The sequence below is a fragment of the Brevibacillus centrosporus genome, assembly GCF_003710815.1.
In the GTDB taxonomy this organism is placed as follows: Bacteria; Bacillota; Bacilli; order Brevibacillales; family Brevibacillaceae; genus Brevibacillus; species Brevibacillus centrosporus.
The window spans coordinates 174193-191048 of the sequence record NZ_RHHP01000002.1; the positions used below are offsets into that span (position 1 = coordinate 174193).

Below are 16856 nucleotides of genomic sequence, written 5' to 3' on the forward strand. Positions count from 1 at the left end.
TGTAGAATAGGTCATGCTTTTTTAAGTTCAAAAGATGTTGCCTCTACTAACAAGATAACCCTATCATTATTCACAATAAAAAAACTTAGAGGTATGCCAAGTTTTGTAGAAGAGTCATTGATGACTATGTATTTTACTTTATCATTGATATTTATGTGTAAAGGATCGGGATCTGTTTTAAATAAACGATAAAAAGAGTCTGAGTTATAGCATATAAATTCTAGCCTATATATTGGGTTTTTCAGTTCATGTTGATAATCCTTATAGTTTTTAAGTCCTTTTGATGAAAAGAAGTCTTTTTTGATAATAAATTCATCACCAATCATTTTTTGCCCTGTTGGATATTCAGAAGCATCATTGTATGAATTTGCAAACCCCAAAAGTTTCTCAACTTTCCAAGTTCCATGGAAAAAATTTTCAGTTTCACTATCCAAATTTGTCCATACCCCATCACAATATTCATGCTCACTGGTAGTATTTGTTTGAGAAGTTTCTGCACCTTTGGAAACAGTTACATTTTCTACGCTATTATTCGAAGTATTACAAGCCGATGATAGCATCAACATTATCGTAATACAAAACATTAACCCTTTTTTCATATTGCATACCCCTTTTTTATTTTTTTCTAACCTGCCTCTATAACCACCACACTTTCGCCTGTAACAATTGCTGTATGAGCCAAAAATGAGCAAATGCTGAAGCGTCAGAACTACCTTTCCCTTTTCTCCGAATGCTTTTTAAATTGTATTGCCATACGATTTTCTATGCCTAATGTCTTCAATCCTCTGAAATATTAACAAAAAATAGGGTACGGGAACCATTGCGATTCCGTACCCTATTTGTGTTATGAAATCAATATTTGCGATTCAATAGAGAACGTCTTAGCAGGATCGGAACGTCTCTTTTTTCGTTGTATCCTTACCCCTCAAACAAATGACAAGCGACCCAGTGGCCCGCCTCCGCTTCCTTCCAGATCGGCTCCGCCTGTGCGCATCGCTCCATTGCCGCCGGGCATCTCGTCCGAAATCCGCATCCGCTCGGTTTGTTGGCAGGGCTCGGCAAATCCCCTTGCAAAACGATTCGCTCCCTTTTGATCGTGGGATCAGGCACGGGTACAGAGGAAAGCAGAGCTTGGGTATACGGATGCAGCGGTCGCGCATACAAGGCATCGCTTGCAGCGAGCTCTACCATTTTCCCCAGGTACATGACTCCGATGCGGTCCGAGATATGCTTCACCATCGACAAATCATGGGCGATGAACAAATAGGTCAAGCCCCGGTCACGCTGCAAATCCTCCAGCAAATTGACGACCTGTGCCTGAATGGATACATCGAGCGCCGAGATCGGCTCGTCCGCAATGATGAATTCCGGTTCCACCGCGAGCGCTCTCGCAATGCCGATACGCTGCCGCTGTCCGCCGCTGAATTCATGAGGAAACCGCTGCGCATGCTCCTTGTGCAAGCCTACGAGAGACAACAGCTCGGCTACCCGCTCCCGGCGCATCCCTTTGGATAGTCTGTGGATATCCAGCCCTTCCGCAATGATGTCTTCCACAGTCATACGTGGATTCAAGCTGGCCTGCGGGTCCTGAAAAATCATTTGAACGTCGCGGTTGAACTGTCCGACTTCCTTCCCGCGAAGCTGATGTACGTCTTTTCCTTTGAAAAGCACTTCTCCGCCCGTATTTTCATAGAGCCGGATAATCGTGCGGCCAAGCGTCGATTTGCCGCAGCCACTCTCGCCTACCAGCCCTAAGGTCTCTCCCTTTTGAATCGTAAAGGAGACACCATCTACGGCTTTCAGCTCAAAATCGCCACCGATGGAAAAATACTTTTTCAAATCGCGAACTTCAACTAATGCGTCCGTCATACTCCTTGCCTCCCTGCTGCAACCAGCTCATCGATGCGCGGCGCTCGTGAATCATGCAGCCAGCATGCTGCTCTGTGATTTCCGCCAAAATCCGTCGCTGCCGGCATCTGCTGATCGCAAATTTCCATTGCAAAGTCACAGCGAGCTGCAAACGGACAGCCTTTTGGCGGATTGAACAGGTCTGGCGGGGTGCCATCGATCGGAACCAACCGCTGTTTTTCCCCTTCATCCAGCCGGGGCAGCGACCTCATCAATCCCCATGTATACGGATGGCGCGGATTGGCGAAAACATCTTCCACCGAGCCCGTCTCTACCACGATTCCCGCGTACATGACAACCATGCGATGCGCAATTTCTGCGACAACCCCCAGGTCGTGCGTGATGATGACGACGGACAGCTCCTGCTCCTCCTGCAATCTGTGCAGCAGATCCAGAATCTGCGCCTGAATGGTCACGTCCAAAGCAGTGGTCGGCTCGTCGGCGATCACGAGCTTTGGCTGACACGCGAGTGCAATGGCGATGACGACCCGCTGGCGCATCCCGCCACTAAATTGGTGCGGGTACTGGTCTACTCGATCCTCAGGGTCAGGAATGCCGACAAGCCGCAGCATTTCAATCGCCCGCTTCCGTGCTTCCTCTCTCGTTACCTTTTGACTGCGAACAAAGCCCTCTACAATCTGGGCGCCTACTTTCATCGTCGGATTCAGCGCGGTCATCGGGTCCTGGAACACCATGCCGATCTCGGAGCCGCGAATTTTGAGGAGTTCGCTTTTCGGAAGCTGGCTGATTTCCCGGCCCTCAAAGACGACCTTTCCACCAACGATCTTGCCTGGCGGATTTGGAATCAGACCCATGATGGCCTGCGCAGTCACGCTTTTGCCACAGCCGCTCTCCCCTACGATCGCAACGGTTTCCCCTTTATCCACGTGGAAGCTGACGCCGCGAACCGCCTGCACTTCTCCGCCGTACGTTTTAAAATTCACCTTTAGATCATCTATCTCAAGCAAATGCTTCGTCATCGCAAAGGCCCCCCATTCCTAATCGCGCAAACGTGGATCGAGCGCGTCCTGCAAGCCGTCCCCAAATACGTTGAAAGCGAACATCGTCAGCGAGATCATCAACGCCGGGAAGAACAGCCGCCACCAGTCTCCAGTCAAAATAACGCCTAAGCCGTCGTTTGTCATCGTCCCCCAGCTAGCTACCGGAGCCTGTACGCCCAAGCCCAAAAAGCTCAGGAACGATTCGGCAAAAATCGCCGACGGAATGGTAAAGGTCAGATTGACAATGATGACGCCGAATGTGTTCGGAATCAGGTGCTTCAAAAGGATACGGGAAAATTTGGCGCCCAATACCTGTGCTGCCAGGATGAACTCTTGGTTCTTCAGCTGCAGAATTTGCCCGCGCACGAGCCTCGCCATGCCTACCCAGCCCGTCGCAGAGAGCGCGATGATAATCGTCAAGAGCCCCGGCTCCATCACGACCATGAGCAGGATCACGACAAGCAAATACGGCAAGCCATACAAAATCTCAATGACCCGCATGATGATGGTATCGATCCGCTCTCCACGCTTGCCGCGTCCAGCCATGTAGCCGGCAATGCCCCCGACGGCCACTCCGATGATCAAGTCGATGAGGGCTGCGACTACACCAATGGTCAGCGAGATGCGCGCTCCGTACCAGGTACGCGCGAACATATCACGTCCGAGCTCGTCCGTACCAAACCAATGCTCCGAGGATAGCTCCTGATTTTTCATCAGAAGACTTTGATCCGAATAGCTGTACGGCACCAGATTGGGGCCGATAATCGCCATCGCAATGAGCACCACGATGATGACAAGCCCCAGCATCGCCAGCTTGTTTTTCACCAGCTTGCGGATGACTTGCTGCCCAAATGAAAGACTCGGCCTCGAAATCGCTTGGGCCTGTGCGTTCTTGGACAACGGGCGAAATAAAGGGTCTATTCTTTGTTCCATCGCCACTGTTTATCTCTCCTTGTTGGTCAACTTGATCCGCGGGTCAATCAGCGTATACGCGATATCGATGAGGAAGATGGTCACGATCAGGATCGCGCTGTAAAAAATCGTCGTGCCCAAAATGACGGGGTAATCCCGGTTGAAAATACCGTCTACGAAATACTTTCCGATGCCCGGAATCGCAAAAATCTTCTCTACCACAAACGTCCCGGTAATCAAAGAAGCGATCAGTGGTCCTAGAAACGTGACGACAGGTAGAATCGCGTTGCGGATGCCGTGCCGGATAACGATCAGGAACGTAGGTATCCCTTTTGCCTCTGCGGTCCGGATGTAGTTCTGGTTCATCACTTCAATCATGCTGGCACGCATATAGCGAGTGATAACCGCGACGGGTCCAAATGCGAGAGCCAGGGAGGGTAGCACCGTATGCATCCACGTACCCCAGGTTGCGACCGGAAAGATCGTCAGCTTGATTGCGAAAAAATTGATCAAGAGAGGCGCCATGATGAAGCTGGGAACGGCTACCCCCAGAACGGCCAGGGCCATCGCGATGTAATCAAGCGGCTTGTTGCGGTTTAGGGCAGCGATGATTCCAAAGGTGATGCCCAGAATAAGCGCTATCACAATAGCTTGGGCTCCCAGCCAAGCGGAGGCACCGAAACCGTCTGCGATCATATCGTTCACACCGCGTGAATCGGATTTGATCGATGGCCCCAAATCGAGCATGACCAGGTTTTTTAAATACAGCACATACTGTACGGGCAATGGCTCATCCAGATGGTATTTCGCCCGCAAATTGGCGAGAATTTGCTCCGGCAGCTGATCGGACTCGGAGGCAAACGGATTGCCTGGGATGGCATGCATCAGAGAAAATGTCAGCGTCACGATGATCCACAGGGTGACCAGCATCATCAGCACGCGTTTGACCAGAAAGTTGGACACAGGTAGCGCCTCCTTGTTTATTTGGCAAGCTCTGCGATGGCATTTGCGTAAATCCCCATCGCACGCAGCAAATCGTTGATGTCGGCATATTCGTCTGTGAGGTGTGCCATGGATTCCTTGCCAGGGAAAAGCGGTCCGAATGCGACACCTTCGCTCATAATCTTGGCGTAGGTGGCTCCTCCCGAAGACAGCAGATGGGCCGGCAAGCCTGTATGCTCCTCGTAGACGCGTGACAGCGTCTGGATGACAGGACGATCCTTTGGCACATAGTGCGATTTGGAGGTACGCAGATTGGAAATCGTCCAGCCGAGCTCATCGACTCTTTGCGTCAGCTTTTCCACGTACTCTTCACAGGAGACCGTAGCGGGATAACGGATATTGAGCCGCACACTCCCTCCCTCCAAGCGATCGTACCTCAAGATACCTGCATTGACCGTCAGCTTCCCTGACACTTCATCCTCACAGGCCACATGCAGCCGCTCGCCATAAAAATCTTCGTGCAGTACTTCGCCAAGCAGCGATAAGAATGAATAATCGGAAGCTTCAAAATCCAAAGAGAGCAAAAACGCAGCAAGCAGTGTGCCAGCATTCACCCCATTTTGCGGGACCATGCCATGTGCAGGTTTGCCGTGGAGGACAAATGTGAGATCACCAGCCTTAGTGATCTCAAGTTCCCCTGTCGTTGCCTGCGCCTCCAAAAACGCTTCCCAGCCGCTCTTCACTTCTCGCTGCCATTCTGGGCTTGTCTTTTGCGGTGCTTTTACAGCTGCCCTCGCCAATTCCGGTACGCTGTTTCCTTGATCGCCCGATAGAAAGGACAGCAGCTGAAAGCATGCATCAGCGTTAGAGCTCACTTGGACTGGAAGCGCCAAGGTTGGATTGATCTGACCTTTTTCCGCATGTGTCATGGGAAAGGATGAATCCGGCGAAAACCCGATTTGCGGGACTTTATCGTGCAGGGCGAAGTGCTTCATGCACAGCCAGCCGCTCTCTTCGTCCCCTCCGATGATCAGCCGGACTTTTTTGGTTAGCGCGAGGCCTGAGTCCTTCACCATTTTCAAGGCGTAGTAAGCGGCTAGAGCTGGCCCTTTGTCATCGATCGCGCCTCGTGCGTAAATCCTGCCTCCTCGAACATTCGGTTCGAAGGGAGGAGTCGTCCAGCCCTCACCTACAGTGACAACATCAACATGGACGAGCACCCCAATTTCTTCTTCTCCTTCTCCGTATTCAATGACACCGGCATACCCGTCCACATTTCTCGTATGAAAGCCATCGGACTCGCCGCGGGCCAGCATGTATTCCAGCGCCGCAGCGACTCCTTCTCCAAATGGCTTGCCCTCGGCGGCTGTGCTCATATCCTCGATGCTGTTAATGGACAAAAACGAGTGCAGCTCTTTCACGAAACCATCCCGATGAAGCAGTGCCTGCTGTTGCCAATAATCCTTCATATAGTAGCCTCCATTCACTCAAGATCTCGACGACTTCAGATAAGCAAGCAACGCTTCTCCTTTGGAGGATATTTGACTGCCCTGTCTGCCTTTGCCGACATGGATCAGCTCATCCTGCTGGAGCAGCTTCAAACGATAACGCAGCTGCTGCGACGATACCTGAAGGCCACTCTCCTGCAGTTGCTCTACAAGGTTGTAACGCCCTTGCCCTCCTTGACTGAGCTGCTGCAAAATCGCCGTCATTTCCTCCAGAAATCCGCGCTTCCCGTATTCCGCGATCATCGCTTCGCATTCCTGATCCATCACGACAGAAGGCAAAGGAGTGTGCGTGACCTCGCGCAAAAACGGGAGGTGACAGCTGTATGCCTCGTCGTCTACGATGTGGGCCAAATACTCCACGACATTCTCCAGCTCACGAATGTTGCCCGGCCAATCGTAATCCAGCAGGGCTTTCATCGCTTCCGCTGAAAGAGTGAAGGGAGGTCGCCGCAGATCAAACGAGTACTTTTTCACGAAATGCTCGACTAGCCAAGGGATATCCTCCCGCCGCTTGCGCAGAGGCGGCAGATGGATCGGTAAAATGTTCAGGCGGTAGTAGAGATCCGCACGAAAAGTTCCTTCCTGCACCATTTGCTGCAAGTCCTGATTGGTCGCTGCAATGACGCGTATATCTGTGGGAATGACCTTACTCCCTCCGACGCGCATGATCTGGCGCTCTTGGAGGACACGCAAGAGCCTGTTTTGTATCGCGCCGCTGGCATCCCCGATCTCGTCCAGGAAAATGGTTCCTTTATGGGCCAGCTCGAACCAACCGATATGTCCGCCTTTCCGCGCCCCCGTAAAAGCGCCTTCCTCGTAACCGAACAGCTCGCTCTCCAGCAAGGATTCGGAAATAGCAGCAAAGTTCACCCCTACAAACGGCTCTCTACGCCGAGGCGAAGCGTTGTGGATAGCCTGGGCGAGCAATTCCTTTCCTGTCCCCGTTTCTCCCAGAAGCAAGACGGTGGAATTGCTCCTAGCAATCTTTTTAGCAATCTGAATCACCTGCGAAAACGTGGCACTCGCACCGTAGATATCATCAAACTGGTATTTCGCTACGAGGCCTTTGCTGTAAAGACGAAGCCGGTATTCGTGCTCCATTTTTTCAATGTCGGCCGCCTTGCGAAACAGGATCAGACTCCCTAGAAAGCTTCCTTCCATCACGATGTGCATCTTGCGAAAAAAGTAGGTTTTGTTCGCCCAATCTACCAATACATCCTCATTTTCCTCACATTGCTGGATGGCTTCATAAAAATCAGGCGGCAGGCAGACCGCTGACTTCTCTCCCACCACATCGACGCCATGCAGATTAAGCGAGTCCACTGCCTTTTGATTGACGAACCGGACGATCTCGCTTTCATCAAACGCGATAACAGCATCCTCAATTCGGTTCACGATGGCTTCCAAATATTTACTCAACAAATGAGCATGCTGAATTTCCTTGTTCAATTCCTTCGTGATGTAAATTAAGGACTGCATGGCTCGTGCCGTCACTTTTTGAAAATTGTCGCTGTTGAAGTGGGCGTAGATCGCGAGCAGCGTAGAAAGATCGATGACGCGAAACCCGATGTCCACCACCTTGCGGATATGGGGAGGGACATGCTCCGCTTCTCCTGGCGTCACGGCGATCTCGACGTCAGGCGGGTAATCGGCTCCCGGGTAGTACGGATACACTTCAAAGTCCATACCTGATGCGCGTAATAGCTCTACATTTTCCTGCGCGGTTTCCGCTGTATCGCTCACCAGCAGCACCTTGACACCCTTGGGAATTTCCAGCATCTCGCGCAGGTTGTGATAAGGCAGCATTCGCTTGGCAACGATCAGCTTGGATCCAGGTGGCACATACGACTCTACCTGGGGGACTATACTTTTGGTAGAGAGCACGACCAGCGAACCTGGCGTAATCGGACGAAACGGCAGCTGGTCTACCCGGATCGCCTCGATGTGGATGTCCTCCGAGATTCCAAGCTCATGGCACTGACTGACAACTGATTGCAAAAACTCATCCATTTTGGCTACAAACGTGACTGTTCTTTTCTCCATAACATTCGCTCCATACTCTTCTTCGGTGATCGAAAGCGCCAAAACGTGTAAGACGTCGATGAAAACGGGAAAGCGAAGACCAGAGCCGAAAAGCAGGCGGCTCCAGTCTTCCTTCTACCTTACTTCTTCCCAATTTCCACCCATTTGTAATCAATTGTTCCTACAGGGTGGCGGATGATGCCTTTAATATTTGACTGATCCATATACACTTTTGTTCCGAAGTAGATAGGCACCAGTGGCATATCATCCATGAAGATCTTCTCCGCGTCATGCATCAGCTTGAAGCGTTCCGTCTCATTTGCCGTATTGCGGATTTTTTCTACGAGTGCGTCGTAATCTTTGTTGCTGTAATTGATGCGGTTGCCCGGGTGGTCTGTCACGAACAGCTCCAGATAGTTCACAGGATCGCCGTAGTCCGCGGGGATCGTGGAACGGGAGAACTGCAGCTTGCGGGCACGCTGGTCTGCCAGGAATACGTTCCATTCCTTGTTTTCCAGCTTTACATCAACACCGAGGTTTTTCTTGTACATTTCCTGGAGTACCTGGGCGATCGCTTTGTGCGTATCGCTCGTATTAAAGGTAAGGGTCACTGGCGGCAGTGTCGTCCAGCCCTCTTCTTCCATTCCTTTTTTCAGCAGCTCTTTCGCTTGCTCGACATCATTGTCTTTGAAGAAGTCTCCACCCTTTTCGCGGAAATCTCCGCCCTCCGGCTCTGGGAATCCGAGCGGTACGTGTGCAAGCGCAGCTGGCTGTTTGCCTTGTACGACATTTTCGATCAAGGTCTTGCGGTCGATGGCCAGAGCAAACGCCTTGCGCACATTGACGTTAGTAAACGGCGGCATGGTCGTGTTCATGCGGTAGTAGTAGATGGATGCTTCCGGCTCTACCTTTGCCTCACCAGAGTCGATCAATTCCTTTTTCATATCGATCGGAACGGTCTGCACCATGTCCAATTGACTGGTTTTGTACATTTGATATTGCGTGTTTTCATCGTTGACCATGACCCAATCGATTCCTGCGAATTTGACGGAGTCCTTGTCCCAGTAGCCGTCGTTCTTCACGACCTTCACGGATTGGTCATGCACCCAATCTTCCATTTTGAACGGCCCGTTCGTCACGAGAGAGGACGCATTCTCTGCCCATTTCGGATTGCTCTCGACTACCTTCTTGTTGACTGGGAAGAAAGTCGGCTGGGTGATGATGTGCAGGAAGTAAGCCGCAGGTGCGTTGAGATGGACTTCAAAAGTCTTGTCGTCCAAGGCTTTCACTTTCACGCCGTCCGCTGTTCCCTCTCCTTTGTTGAACGCTTCGCCGCCATCGATGTAGTACGCCAGGAAGGCCGACGGAAATGCGTTGTTCGGGTCGAGAATCCGCTTGAAGGCAAATTCAAAGTCTTGAGCCGTCACTGGATCGCCATTGGACCATTTGCTGTCGCGCAGCGTGAAGGTATACGTTTTTCCATCTTCGCTGACGGTCCATTTCTCTGCCATCGCCGGTTGAGGCTTGTGATCTTTGTCCAGTCGGACCAAGCCCTCCATGGTGGCATTCAACACCTCATTGGACGTGCTGTCGAAACCTTTCGGCGGATCGAGTGAAGGCGGCTCCGTTTTCAGATTCAACCGGAGCTTGGCTGTCATGTCAGCTTGTCCGCCAGCATCCTGAGTCGCTTGCCCTGGTGTTGATCCCCCTTGCGCACCCTGCTGTGGTGGCGCTGCCGATTGGCTACAGCCAGTGACTGCGAGTACAGCCAGAAGAGCAGCTGTACTGAGAACCTTCCATGCTTTTTGCCTTTTCATTTGTGTAAGACCCCCTTATTCTTTGCCACATGAGTATATGGATAAACAGCTCCCGAAGAGAGAAGCCATTTATGCACGAAGAGATTGCTTGACTGCCTCGAGCGTAAACGCGGTTTCAATGCGACCCACTGTCGACCCGCTCATGTTTTTGATCAACGGGTTGGTGTAGGCACCGAGCTCTTCCAAAGGACCATCCGTGCCTATTCCGAGCTGACGAAGCACTTCATTGACCACCGGATTGATCGCTCTGGCACCCCCGTCCTCGATTTTCACCGCAACGCCCAAGCCCGTTTTGCGGTCTCCCAGGCAATAGACGGATTCAGCACCTGCCTTGCCAACGATTCTTCCTTTAAAAGCGGTCATCAGGTCCGTGCAGTATCGGTTGTTGCCGCCTACCATCTCGGGGTGAGCTGTCATGGCATCGGTGATTCGCTGGATCGCCTTCTGACGGTCAGGACTTTTCACGACTTCCGGCTTCGCCAGTTTAGCAAATGCCCAGGCGTAGTTGGCCAAAGGCAGCTCGTGGACCGGCACTCCACAGCCGTCTGTTCCCATGTAAATCTTTTCTTTTGGATAGCCCGTGATGTCTTCCACGACGTCGAGAATGCGCTGCTGCACCGGGTGGTCGGGCAAGTGATAGGTGCTGACATCCTCTCCCATATGCGTTGCTGTGGCGATCATACCGGAATGCTTACCTGAGCAGTTGCTAAATACAGGTGTCAGAGGCTTCCCTTCGCGGATCAGCTGTTTGTAGCTCTCCTCATCACGCGGCACATGTGTCCCGCATTGCAGCATAGCTTCCTGCTGACCTGCGCGCGCAAGGATTCCCATCGCACGAGAGCGATGACGCTGTTCCCCACTGTGAGATGCGCAGCAGAGCGACAGATCGGCAGGCTCCAGTCCGAATCGATCGGCAGCTCCCGTCTCCACGATCGGAATCGCCTGCAGCGGCTTCATGCTGGACCTTGCGTACGTGAGTCGAAATGGATCGCCATAGGAGTAGAGCAGAGTACCATCAGGATGTACGACAGCAATATGGCCGAGATGGGAGCTTTCTACCTTCTCGCCCCGGTATACGTTTGCTACCACGTTCATAACAAGTCTCCTTTGACTGCGTTAGTTTGAATGTTTGTACTTTTCTTACTAAGCAAGTCGCGTGCCAACGCTAAAAAATGTACCTCAACTATCGTTTCTTTCCCATTTTCCCAGTAAAAAGGGGAAAACCCGTTCCAAACCTCCAAGAAAATAGGTTAACCTATTTTACACAATAGGTCCATTCATTCCGGTAACAGGGTAACCTCTCCTTGTTTGCACAAAAAAACACCCTACATTCCCGTACTTTCCGGAAATAGGGTGCTGAATTCTTTCTATCTACATGCCATGCGTACGTTAGGGAGCAAACCCGTTTTGACTCACGTAGATTTGATCAGCAGAGAATACCTGCCCCATTCGCTCCAGGACGATTTTGTACGCATCAGGATGATACCATTCCAACAGTCCCAGCTCCTCGTACCTTTTGGAAATACCGAGACTTCGCGTCCTTTTGCCACCGCTGCCATCCCCCATGAAATAGTCGTCCACGCAGACACGATTAACAAGAGGAACTAGCCTATCAGGAAAGGCTTCACTGCTCGGCAATAACGGAGCAATCGTCGCTTGCGTAGGCACTCCCGCTTCTTTTAACCTCTCCAAAGCCTTGAGCCTTGCTTGGATCGGAGGAGCCACAGGCGAAAACGCTTTGCGGATGTCATCGCGGTCTGTCTCTATCGTCATGCTGACCCGTACTTTGTCTTCCAGTTTTTGCAGCAAGTCGATATCGCGGGTGACGAGAGGGCTCCGCGTTTGTACGAACAGAAAATCGGGAGGATCCTCTACCATTACGGTCAGCAACGAACGCGTAACCTCTTCTTTAAATTCGATAGGCTGGTAAGGGTCCGTGCTCGATGACATGAAAATGGTGACCTTCCCTTTGGCTTTGGCTCGGTACAGCTCTTTGCGCAACAGCTCTGCCGCTTCTTTCTTGATATCCACCCATGTGCCCCACTGCTGTGAACGAAAGAGGGATACAGGCATCTGCCTTACATAGCAGTATGAGCAGCCAAAGGAACAACCAGTATAAGGATTCAATGAATGACTGTAGTCTACTAGAAAGCCCGTTCCTTTATTCAAGAGCGTCTTCGGGTGCTTCTCTCCTATTTCCACATGCATGCCAAACCGTTCCCTTCCAGACGCGAGCCTACTTGGCGTCGTGAAAAATAATCCCCAGACTATACCTTGTCCCAGACGCAATCGTACTGACGCCATGGCGAAGGGTCGTCCTGTAGTAACCACGCGTCCCTGCCACCGGCCGATGCTGCGTGGGGAAAATCAGGCCAGCTCCCTGTTCAAGCGCGATGACATGACCTCTGCTCTGAGCACGCGGTCTCTGTTCGACGAGTAAAAACTCGCCGCCCGTGTAATCCCGCTCCTTTTGATTTAACACGAATACTACCTGAAACGGAAAGAATTCCTCTCCATACAAATCCTGATGCAGACAGTTGTAGCCGCCTGCTTCGTACTTTAGGATCAGCGGAGTCGGCCGCGTTTGTCCTAGCTGGTGGCAATGATCGAGATATTCAGACAGCGCAGCAGGATAATAGGGTTCGCGGCCGAGCTGCCCGAGCCAGCGATTTGCCGATTTGGCAAGCTCTGGATAGAACCCTTCGCGCAGCTCCAGCAGCAAGTTTGGCAGAGGAGACTGATAGTATTTATATTCGCCGATTCCGAAGCGATAACGCGCCATGTCGATCGTATTGCGAAAAAGCGCGGGGTTCTGATAGGTCTCTATCATTTTGTGGCATTCCCTTTCGTTTAGCAAGGGCGGCAGGACCGCATAGCCTTGTTCGTCCAATGATTGCTGCAAGCTCTCCCAATCGAAGGCTGCAATCCTCTCTCGCATCGGCCTAGACACGCAGCGCACTCCCCTCGTGAGACAGGAGGACTTCCTTCATCTCCATCCCGCCCCGATACCCCGTCAGCGTCCCGTTCTTTCCGATCACGCGATGGCAGGGAACACAGATCAGCACGGGATTCGCTCCAATCGCGGCTCCTACCGCCCGCACCGCAGCAGGCTTTTGAATCTGCGCGGCGATGTCCGAGTAAGTCCTCGTCTGTCCAAACGGAATCTGACAGAGGGCCTCCCAGACCGCTCGTTGAAAGGGGGTCCCGCGCACATCGAGAGGGATCGAAAAGCGATCTTTTTCCCCGTCGAGGTACGCGATCAATTCAGTGACATACGGCTGCAATCTCGCATCATCCTGTGTAAGCTTGCTGCCCGGAAAACGCTGGCTAACCCATGCGGACAATTCGTCCCACGGATGGTCCTGCGACCCAACGAAGCATAGGCCCTCCGAGGTCGCTGCCACATACAGACTCCATCCCTCATGGCTCAGCAATGTCCAGTACACTTCCGGCTTCTTCTCCATTTTCATGAATAAATCCCTCCACGGACGATTGTTTATGATGAAATTGGCGATACTCTGTAGGTGTACGCCCTGTCAGTTTTTTAAAGAGTGTCATGAAATAAGACGTATTTGGCATGCCTACTGCAGCGGCGATCTTCGCTACCTGCTGATCGGTATGAGCGAGCATTTCCTTGGCCGTCTCGATCCTAGTCTGCTGGACGTATTCGACCACAGTGACACCTTTGATCCGTTTGAAGGTGCGATGCAAATGGTACGGACTGCCGTGGCACTCTTCTGCCAAACTTTCGAGTGTCAGCCTCTCGCAAAAATGCGTGTCGATATATTGCGTGATCTGCTCTACCCACTCCCTGTCAGGCAAACGCTGACCCGTCGGCTTGCATCTTTTGCAGGGACGGAACTTTGCGGACAGGGCTTGCTGCGCATTTTCAAAGATACGTACATTTTCCTTGTTCGGCGGCTTCGACTTGCAGGATGGCCGACAAAAAATGCGCGTCGTCTTTACGGCGTAAAAGAAGCTCCCATCGAAGGCAGTGTCGTTGCCCACAATGGCCTGCCATTTTTCATCTGTCAGCTGTTCAGAATTGGTTCCTGCTGTTTCCATTTCCCTTCACCTCCAACGTCAGTATACCCGCTGGGAAGGGGTTCTGTACGCATTCTCGAATAGATAAGCAAGATAGTGAAGCTGGATTGCACGTCTGCCTGTGTCTTCCCGATGGACGAATCGCTCATCTTCGGCTATGTTAGGAAAGAGACAATTGCAGCTTTTCGCACTACCTGATAAGAGAGGAATGATTGCTGGATGGTTAAGATCGGATCGCACGTATCGTTCTCGGGCAAAGGACTGCTGAATGCAGCGGAAGAGGCTGTCACATACGGCTCGAGCACTTTTATGATTTATACAGGGGCTCCGCAAAACACGCGGCGCAAACCGATTGAAGATCAATTCATCACGGAAGGCAAGGCCGTGATGGACAAGCATGGCATGGAAGAAATCGTCGTCCACGCGCCGTACATCATCAACCTGGGCTCGTACAAGGATGACACGTATGAGCTGGCCGTCAATTTCTTGCAGGAGGAAATCCGCCGCACGCACTATCTCGGGGTAAAAAATATCGTGCTTCACCCGGGAGCTTATACGGACAAAGATGCGGAATACGGGATTGCGCGCATCGCAGAGGGCTTAAATGAGGTACTTAACGGCGTCAAGGATACCGACGTCAACATCGCGCTGGAAACGATGGCAGGGAAAGGAACCGAAATTGGCCGCTCTTTCGAGGAGCTTGCCTCGATCATGGAAAAGGTAGAAGACAACCGCCGCCTTACCGTATGTATGGACACCTGCCATATTCACGATGCCGGCTACGATGTCGTGCACGATTTTGATGGGGTTCTCGACCAGTTTGACCGCGTGATCGGCCTAGATCGACTCGCCGTTGTCCACTTGAACGACAGTAAAAACTTCCGCGGCGCAGGTAAAGACCGCCACGCTCCTGTAGGGGCTGGCCTCATCGGCTTTGACGCCATGAAATACATCGCTGGTCACGAAAAGCTCCGTCATCTGCCGCTGATTCTGGAAACCCCTTGGATCTCCAAGGAAAAAGGCAATGAACGCCCGATGTACGAAGCGGAGATCGCCCTCCTGCAAGGAAAGGCGGAAAATCGTTTTGGCAGTGATTTCCTCGACCACGTCGAGCGCTTGGAATTCTTCTTCCACAAGCAGGAGGTTGACCGTCGCGACTTCGTCGTGAATACGTGGGAGCTTCTGAAAAACGACGCGAAAGCCAAAAAAGCAGACGGTCGCGAGCCAATGGAGCGCCTGTACGACATGGTCGTGGAAGCCAGACTGTTTGAGGATCTCTCCGAGGAAGACATCAACAAGCGCATGATCGCTTGGTTCGCGGGGAAAGCTGCTTTTTAATTAGAAAACTTGGCTCCGCCAAGCTTTGCGGTGGAGCCTTAGTTGCACTTATACTGGCTAAGAATCTTATAAATTCTTACTGTAGCGCAAAAAACGAGGCTGCCTGAAGTGCAGCCTCGTTTTTTCATGGCTCATGACATTTTGGCTACCCGCCGCAGATCCGCTTCGACCATCATGTGGACGAGCTGCTCGAGCTTTGTTTTGGGCGCCCACCCCAGCTCCTGCTTCGCTTTTTCCGGATTGCCGAGCAAAATATCTACCTCTGCCGGTCTGTACAGCGCTGGATCAATGACGACGTAATCCTGATAATTCAAGCCTACGTAATCAAACGCGATCCTGCACATTTCCTCGACTGTGGAGGTCTTGCCCGTAGCGATGACAAAATCATCGGGCGTATTTTGCTGAAGCATGAGCCACATCGCTTCCACATAGTCTCCCGCAAAGCCCCAGTCTCGCTTCGCCGCAATGTTGCCAAGCCGCAATTCCTTTTGTTTTTGATGCACGATCCTGGCGACAGCATCCGTTACCTTCCTCGTCACAAACTCAAAACCCCGCAACGGTGATTCGTGATTGAAAAGAATTCCGTTACAGGCGTACATCTGAAAGCTCTCTCGGTAGTTTTTGGTCATCCAGTAGCCAAACAGCTTGGATACGGCATAGGGACTGCGTGGATAGAATGGGGTATTCTCCGACTGCTGCGGCTCTTGGATGAGTCCGTACAGCTCGCTGGAGGATGCCTGATACATCTTTATGAATGGATCCACTTCCCGGATCGCCTCCAGCACATGCAGGACTCCCATACCAGTCACCTGAGCTGTCAGTATCGGCTGCTCCCAGGAAGAGCCGACGAAGCTTTGTGCGGCCAAATGGTAGACCTCCTGCGGCTTGCATGCCTTCAACCCACGAATGAGAGAGGACACATCCATGATGTCCCCGTCGATGTATTCCACTTGGTCCACAATGCCCAGGTAGTCCAGCCGCCATCTGTCCACCGTGCTGCGACGAGGAACCAATCCTGCTACATGGTAGCCCCTCTCCAGTAAAAACTTGGCCAGATAAGCCCCATCCTGACCAGTGATCCCTGTAAGGAAAGCAGTTTTCATAGACTCCCTCTCTCCTCAGTCACATAAGTTCCCTGGTTCGTGTCAACATGCTTATAAGTATGTCAAGGTCACGAAGTTCGTTCGACTCAGCGCTAGATTGGGTTCACCCGATATGCAGAGGTTATCGCTGTCTGACAGTCTACAGCACACCGCTCCGCTCTTTGTTGCAAAAACAAGGCGATCTCACATAATTTCACATTCATATGATACAGGACAGAGAATGAAAGGGGGCCTCGAGATGAACATACCTATCCTTTTTTT

Annotated in this window: 15 protein-coding genes; 1 reads left to right on the forward strand and 14 read right to left on the reverse strand. The window is 51.8% G+C overall.

Annotated features, from left to right (window positions below; all coding sequences use genetic code 11):
- Positions 1-11 precede the first annotated feature (11 nt).
- The 13 genes from EDM55_RS04095 to EDM55_RS04155 form a co-directional block, all read right to left on the reverse strand.
- Positions 12-599, reverse strand: a complete 588-nt coding sequence (locus tag EDM55_RS04095; RefSeq protein WP_092273990.1) for a hypothetical protein — start codon at positions 597-599, stop codon at positions 12-14.
- Between the two features lie 319 nt (positions 600-918).
- Positions 919-1869 (reverse strand): ABC transporter ATP-binding protein, encoded by a 951-nt coding sequence (locus tag EDM55_RS04100; protein WP_122959673.1) that lies wholly within the window; start codon positions 1867-1869, stop codon positions 919-921.
- Complete coding sequence (locus EDM55_RS04105; protein WP_092273996.1) at positions 1866-2888, reverse strand: ABC transporter ATP-binding protein; 1023 nt, start codon at positions 2886-2888, stop codon at positions 1866-1868. The genes EDM55_RS04100 and EDM55_RS04105 overlap by 4 nt, the downstream gene beginning before the upstream one ends.
- Positions 2889-2906: 18 nt before the next feature.
- Positions 2907-3842 carry an ABC transporter permease gene (locus EDM55_RS04110; RefSeq protein ID WP_174769297.1) on the reverse strand — a complete coding sequence of 312 codons (936 nt, stop codon included), beginning with the start codon at positions 3840-3842 and terminating at the stop codon, positions 2907-2909.
- A 9-nt stretch (positions 3843-3851) separates the two neighbouring features.
- A complete protein-coding gene (locus EDM55_RS04115; RefSeq protein WP_092274001.1) occupies positions 3852-4784 on the reverse strand; it encodes an ABC transporter permease in 933 nt (310 codons plus the stop codon).
- 17 nt (positions 4785-4801) lie between these two features.
- Positions 4802-6232: a dipeptidase PepV gene (pepV, locus tag EDM55_RS04120; protein WP_092274005.1), complete on the reverse strand. Its 1431-nt coding sequence runs from the start codon at positions 6230-6232 to the stop codon at positions 4802-4804.
- Between the two features lie 18 nt (positions 6233-6250).
- A complete protein-coding gene (locus EDM55_RS04125) occupies positions 6251-8314 on the reverse strand; it encodes a sigma 54-interacting transcriptional regulator (protein ID WP_092274008.1) in 2064 nt (687 codons plus the stop codon).
- Between the two features lie 119 nt (positions 8315-8433).
- Positions 8434-10110 carry a peptide ABC transporter substrate-binding protein gene (locus tag EDM55_RS04130; RefSeq protein ID WP_122959674.1) on the reverse strand — a complete coding sequence of 559 codons (1677 nt, stop codon included), beginning with the start codon at positions 10108-10110 and terminating at the stop codon, positions 8434-8436.
- 69 nt (positions 10111-10179) lie between these two features.
- Positions 10180-11205 carry an asparaginase gene (locus tag EDM55_RS04135; protein WP_092274014.1) on the reverse strand — a complete coding sequence of 342 codons (1026 nt, stop codon included), beginning with the start codon at positions 11203-11205 and terminating at the stop codon, positions 10180-10182.
- A gap of 294 nt (positions 11206-11499) precedes the next feature.
- Complete coding sequence (locus EDM55_RS04140) at positions 11500-12318, reverse strand: SPL family radical SAM protein (protein ID WP_122959675.1); 819 nt, start codon at positions 12316-12318, stop codon at positions 11500-11502.
- Between the two features lie 28 nt (positions 12319-12346).
- Positions 12347-13048, reverse strand: coding sequence for a 2OG-Fe(II) oxygenase (locus EDM55_RS04145; RefSeq protein ID WP_373863316.1), 702 nt, complete (start codon positions 13046-13048; stop codon positions 12347-12349).
- Positions 13049-13052: 4 nt separating this feature from the next.
- Positions 13053-13580 (reverse strand): methylated-DNA--[protein]-cysteine S-methyltransferase, encoded by a 528-nt coding sequence (locus EDM55_RS04150; RefSeq protein ID WP_092274022.1) that lies wholly within the window; start codon positions 13578-13580, stop codon positions 13053-13055.
- The gene (locus EDM55_RS04155; RefSeq protein WP_092274025.1) at positions 13531-14175 is read right to left on the reverse strand and encodes a bifunctional transcriptional activator/DNA repair enzyme AdaA; all 645 of its coding nucleotides are present in this window, start codon (positions 14173-14175) and stop codon (positions 13531-13533) included. Before EDM55_RS04155 ends, EDM55_RS04150 begins: the two co-directional genes overlap by 50 nt.
- A 198-nt stretch (positions 14176-14373) precedes the next feature.
- On the opposite strand from EDM55_RS04155, the gene EDM55_RS04160 reads away from it, so the two are divergent.
- Positions 14374-15492, forward strand: coding sequence for a deoxyribonuclease IV (locus tag EDM55_RS04160; protein WP_122959677.1), 1119 nt, complete (start codon positions 14374-14376; stop codon positions 15490-15492).
- A 131-nt stretch (positions 15493-15623) separates the two neighbouring features.
- On the opposite strand, the gene EDM55_RS04165 is transcribed toward EDM55_RS04160, so the two are convergent.
- On the reverse strand, positions 15624-16595 hold the full coding sequence (locus tag EDM55_RS04165) for a GDP-mannose 4,6-dehydratase (protein WP_092274031.1): 972 nt from the start codon (positions 16593-16595) through the stop codon (positions 15624-15626).
- Positions 16596-16856: the final 261 nt, after the last annotated feature.

Bases quoted from the DNA above. Each gene is read 5' to 3' on its own strand.
- EDM55_RS04095 (WP_092273990.1), bottom strand. From the start codon at position 599: ATGAAAAAAGGGTTAATGTTTTGTATTACGATAATGTTGATGCTATCA.
- EDM55_RS04100 (WP_122959673.1), bottom strand. From the start codon at position 1,869: ATGACGGACGCATTAGTTGAAGTTCGCGATTTGAAAAAGTATTTTTCC.
- EDM55_RS04105 (WP_092273996.1), bottom strand. From the start codon at position 2,888: ATGACGAAGCATTTGCTTGAGATAGATGATCTAAAGGTGAATTTTAAA.
- EDM55_RS04110 (WP_174769297.1), bottom strand. From the start codon at position 3,842: ATGGAACAAAGAATAGACCCTTTATTTCGCCCGTTGTCCAAGAACGCA.
- pepV (WP_092274005.1), bottom strand. From the start codon at position 6,232: ATGAAGGATTATTGGCAACAGCAGGCACTGCTTCATCGGGATGGTTTC.
- EDM55_RS04125 (WP_092274008.1), bottom strand. From the start codon at position 8,314: ATGGAGAAAAGAACAGTCACGTTTGTAGCCAAAATGGATGAGTTTTTG.
- EDM55_RS04130 (WP_122959674.1), bottom strand. From the start codon at position 10,110: ATGAAAAGGCAAAAAGCATGGAAGGTTCTCAGTACAGCTGCTCTTCTG.
- EDM55_RS04135 (WP_092274014.1), bottom strand. From the start codon at position 11,205: ATGAACGTGGTAGCAAACGTATACCGGGGCGAGAAGGTAGAAAGCTCC.
- EDM55_RS04140 (WP_122959675.1), bottom strand. From the start codon at position 12,318: ATGCATGTGGAAATAGGAGAGAAGCACCCGAAGACGCTCTTGAATAAA.
- EDM55_RS04145 (WP_373863316.1), bottom strand. From the start codon at position 13,048: ATGCGAGAGAGGATTGCAGCCTTCGATTGGGAGAGCTTGCAGCAATCA.
- EDM55_RS04150 (WP_092274022.1), bottom strand. From the start codon at position 13,580: ATGAAAATGGAGAAGAAGCCGGAAGTGTACTGGACATTGCTGAGCCAT.
- EDM55_RS04155 (WP_092274025.1), bottom strand. From the start codon at position 14,175: ATGGAAACAGCAGGAACCAATTCTGAACAGCTGACAGATGAAAAATGG.
- EDM55_RS04160 (WP_122959677.1), top strand. From the start codon at position 14,374: ATGGTTAAGATCGGATCGCACGTATCGTTCTCGGGCAAAGGACTGCTG.
- EDM55_RS04165 (WP_092274031.1), bottom strand. From the start codon at position 16,595: ATGAAAACTGCTTTCCTTACAGGGATCACTGGTCAGGATGGGGCTTAT.